This window comes from Paucihalobacter sp., assembly GCF_036825875.1.
In the GTDB taxonomy this organism is placed as follows: domain Bacteria; phylum Bacteroidota; class Bacteroidia; order Flavobacteriales; family Flavobacteriaceae; genus Paucihalobacter.
On the sequence record NZ_DAISXK010000083.1, the window covers coordinates 1 to 4,020 of the forward strand.

Consider the following 4,020-nt stretch of genomic DNA (forward strand, 5'->3'; position numbering starts at 1 on the left):
AGCCATTTGAATATACGTTTACTATAAACCCGCCTTGGTGGTACTCTTGGTGGGCATATTTGATATACGTTCTGTTGTTTTTATTGGCGCTGAGAATTTTTAGTAAGTGGAGGGAAAGGAAGTTGGAATTGGAAAAAGTGAAACTTGAACAAACCGTAGAAGAAAGGACCAAAGAACTAAAAGCCTCCCAAGCCCAACTTATCCAATCTGAGAAAATGGCAAGTCTTGGTGAACTCACCGCTGGCATCGCCCATGAAATTCAAAATCCGTTAAACTTTGTCAACAACTTTAGCGAAGTGAGTAATGAATTGATTGATGAAATGAACGATGAATTAGACAAAGGCGATATTGATGAAGCCAAAGCAATATCTGCCGACATCAAACAAAACCTCGAAAAAATCAACCATCACGGCAAACGTGCCGACGCCATCGTCAAAGGCATGCTCGCTCATAGCCGAAGCAGCACGGGGGAAAAAGTACCGACGGATATCAACGCCCTCGCCGATGAATACCTGCGACTGTCCTACCATGGCTTAAGGGCAAGAGATAAGAATTTTAATGCCGATTTTTCAACCGACTTAGACCCAACCCTTCCTAAAGTAAAGGTGATTCCGCAAGACATTGGTAGAGTTTTATTAAATTTGATCAACAACGCGTTTCAGGCCGTCAATGGTGTTGAAAATCCAAAAGTTGAAGTTTCAACCAAACGTGCAGAAAACGGTATTGAAATTACGGTTTCAGATAACGGACCTGGGATTCCTGAGGCTATTAAAGATAAAATCTTCCAGCCTTTTTTTACTACTAAACCTACCGGGCAAGGCACCGGATTGGGATTATCGCTTAGTTATGATATTGTGAAAGCGCATGGGGGTGATTTGAAAGTTGAGACAAAGGAAGATAAGGGCTCAACATTTAAAATTGAATTAGCTGTTTCTTAAATTCCATTTTTACAATAAAATGCAAAAATGGAATCATTATACCTAAATTACATATATTTGTAAAAATGGAATTGATATGATTGAACGATTAATACTATCAGAAGCAAAATTTGCACTTACACAGTTCAGAGCTTTATGCCTTACCGGTCCGAGACAAAGTGGCAAAACCACTTTAAGCAAACTATTGTTTCATGATAAACCTTATGTGAACTTTGAAAACCCTACCATACAATTTGAAGCCGAACAACATCCGGAAATTTTCTTAAAACAGTATGTGAACGGTGCTATTTTTGACGAAGTACAGCGAGCACCTCATATTTTTAGATATTTACAGGAAATTTTAGATAATAATCCTGCACGAGGACAGTTCATTTTAACGGGTTCTAATAATTTCTTATTACAAGAACAGGTGTCACAGTCGCTTGCCGGGCGGGCCGGATATTTATCACTATTGCCTTTAAGTTACGCAGAGTTAGTCAATGCAAAACTAACCGATCATAACATAAACAAACTTATGATTACCGGTGGTTATCCAGAAATTTGGAATCAAAAACTCGTCCCAAATACATGGATTAATAGTTATGTTCAGACTTATGTACAACGTGATGTAAGGCTTTTACGAAATATTACAAACTTGGCAACTTTTACTCGTTTTATCTATTTGTGCGCAAATTATGCAGGACAGCTTCTCAACCGCGACGATTTGGCAAAAAAAACTGGTGTAGATACCAAGACTATTTTGGCATGGTTGGGTTTATTAGAAAACTCTTATATCATATTTCAATTGCAACCCTGGTATAATAATATGAACAAAAGAATTATAAAAAGTCCTAAATTATATTTTTATGATACCGGATTATTGTGTTTTTTATTAGGAATTAAATCCGAAAATGTACTTCAAAAACACACCGCTTATGGAGCAATATTTGAAAACTGGATACTATCTGAAATAAGAAAAAACAACTTTAATAATGCCATAAACGAAGGAATGTATTATTTTAGAGATAGCGCAGGCAACGAAATAGATTTGATTTTGGAAAGAGAGAACGAACCGTTAGCTATCGAAATTAAATCGGGTAAAAAAATAGATAACAGCATGATGCGTGGCCTGAAATATTGGCAAAAACTTCAACCAAATAGCCAATGTATTTTAATTTATGGGGGTGAAAGGAACGAAATTTTGAATGAAAAAATGAGTGTTTTACCTTTTACAGAAGTAGGTAATCTTTAAAAAAAAAAAAGAATATGCTCACTATAAAAATAATCGACAAAATATTTCAACCCTTCTTTACCACCATCCCGATAGTTATCGGGACAACCGAGCAAGGCACAGGATTAGGTCTATCACTGCGCTCTGATATTGTGAAAGAACATGGTGGAAAATTAGAGGTTTCATCAAATACAGGCGAGGGTACTATATTTATGATTATCTTAGAAGCGTAATATTATTTGTATGGATCAACACATAGAAAAAGACCTAATAAACACCTATAATTTATGGGTAAAATGCTTTATGGAGGATGCACTTATTGATCAATTTGATGTTATTGCATCACCTAAAATCATGGGTTATGGAACCACAAGTGAAGAAAAGGTTTTTGGAATTGATGAAGTTAAAGCATTATGTCTTTTAGGTCATGAACAAAGACAACATTTAAAAGATTACAATTATAGTCTTGAAATTGTTAGTAAACAGTATTCAAACCTTGAAAAGTGTGCCGTTATTGTAGCAGAAATCGATCTAGGCTACACCTACGATACTATTAAAACAGCATTTAAACTTAGAATTTCTACGGTGTTGTTTCATGAAGATGGCAGATGGAAGATTGTGCATTGGCACGGTTCTGTTCCCGTAGAAACAGAAGAAGGTGATACATGGCATGCCGAAGAATGGAAACGGGAAAACCTACGTCTACAAGAAAAAGTTGATGCACAAACTGCAGAATTAAGGGATTCTTTAGAAGAACTAAAAGCTACCCAAGCCCAACTCATCCAGTCAGAAAAACTGGCCTCTTTAGGGCACTTAGCTGCCGGTATTGCCCACGAGATTAAAAATCCGATGAACTTTATCAATAACTTCTCTGAGCTGAGTTTAGAATATGTAGATGAACTAAAAGAAGCTCTGGAAAAGCTGGAACAAAATGACACGACCGCAGATATGAACGACTTATTGAATGACGTGGCCGAAAACCTTAAAAAAGTTCACCACCATGGCACTAGAGCCGATAATATTGTAAAATCCATGTTGATGCATTCTCGAGGCGGTAACGGCACCATGGAACCTACCGATTTAAATGAATTAATTAAAGAATACGTCAACCTAGCATTTCATGGGATGCGTGCCGGCAAAGCGGCTATTAACGTGACCATCGATTTAAATCTTGATGACACTATCGGTGATGTATCACTAAATACAGAAGATTTTAGCAGGGTGATTTTAAACCTCTGTAAGAATGCTTTTGATGCTATGCGTACCAAAAGTCTTTCAACATCAGATAAGAATTACCAGCCCGTATTGAGCATTCGCACTTATAAAGACGAATCCCAAGTGGTACATGTAGAAATTCAAGACAACGGTCCGGGTGTGCCCGACACGATTAAAGAAAAACTCTTTCAGCCGTTTTTCACCACCAAAAAAGGTACCGAAGGCACCGGATTAGGACTGAGCATCACGCACGATATTATCACCAAACACAAAGGAAGCATAGAGGTAACCTCAGAAGAACACCACTTTACGCGCTTTCATATTTATTTACCACAAAATCAAAAATAAAAATAGCTTTATGAAAATATTAGTTGTAGACGACGAAAAAGATGTAGAAATCCTCTTTCGTCAAAAATTTAGAAAAGAAATTAAAACTCAAAATCTTGAACTGGTGTTTGCCTTTTCGGGTCAGGAGGCTTTGGAGTTACTGGAAAAATCGCATCCGCCCGAAGTGATGTATATTTTTTCTGACATTAATATGCCGGGCATGACCGGATTGGAATTGTTAGATAAAGTAAAAGCGCGTTTTCCGCAAATTAAGATTAGTATGATTTCGGCCTATGGCGATACAGAAAATTACAACAAAGCCATTAATTC

General features: G+C 37.0%; 5 protein-coding genes. All 5 read left to right on the forward strand.

Annotated features, from left to right (window positions below):
- Positions 1 to 938, forward strand: a 938-nt coding sequence (locus V7Z48_RS13430) for a sensor histidine kinase (protein ID WP_334114134.1), incomplete at its 5' end; no start/stop codon positions are given.
- 76 nt (positions 939 to 1,014) lie between these two features.
- The gene (locus V7Z48_RS13435) at positions 1,015 to 2,169 is read left to right on the forward strand and encodes an ATP-binding protein (RefSeq protein WP_334114135.1); all 1,155 of its coding nucleotides are present in this window, start codon (positions 1,015 to 1,017) and stop codon (positions 2,167 to 2,169) included.
- 14 nt (positions 2,170 to 2,183) lie between these two features.
- Positions 2,184 to 2,381 carry an ATP-binding protein gene (locus V7Z48_RS13440; RefSeq protein WP_334114136.1) on the forward strand — a complete coding sequence of 66 codons (198 nt, stop codon included), beginning with the start codon at positions 2,184 to 2,186 and terminating at the stop codon, positions 2,379 to 2,381.
- A gap of 10 nt (positions 2,382 to 2,391) precedes the next feature.
- Positions 2,392 to 3,711: an ATP-binding protein gene (locus tag V7Z48_RS13445; protein ID WP_334114137.1), complete on the forward strand. Its 1,320-nt coding sequence runs from the start codon at positions 2,392 to 2,394 to the stop codon at positions 3,709 to 3,711.
- 10 nt (positions 3,712 to 3,721) lie between these two features.
- Positions 3,722 to 4,020: response regulator transcription factor (locus tag V7Z48_RS13450; RefSeq protein ID WP_334114138.1), on the forward strand; the 299-nt coding region annotated here is incomplete at its 3' end.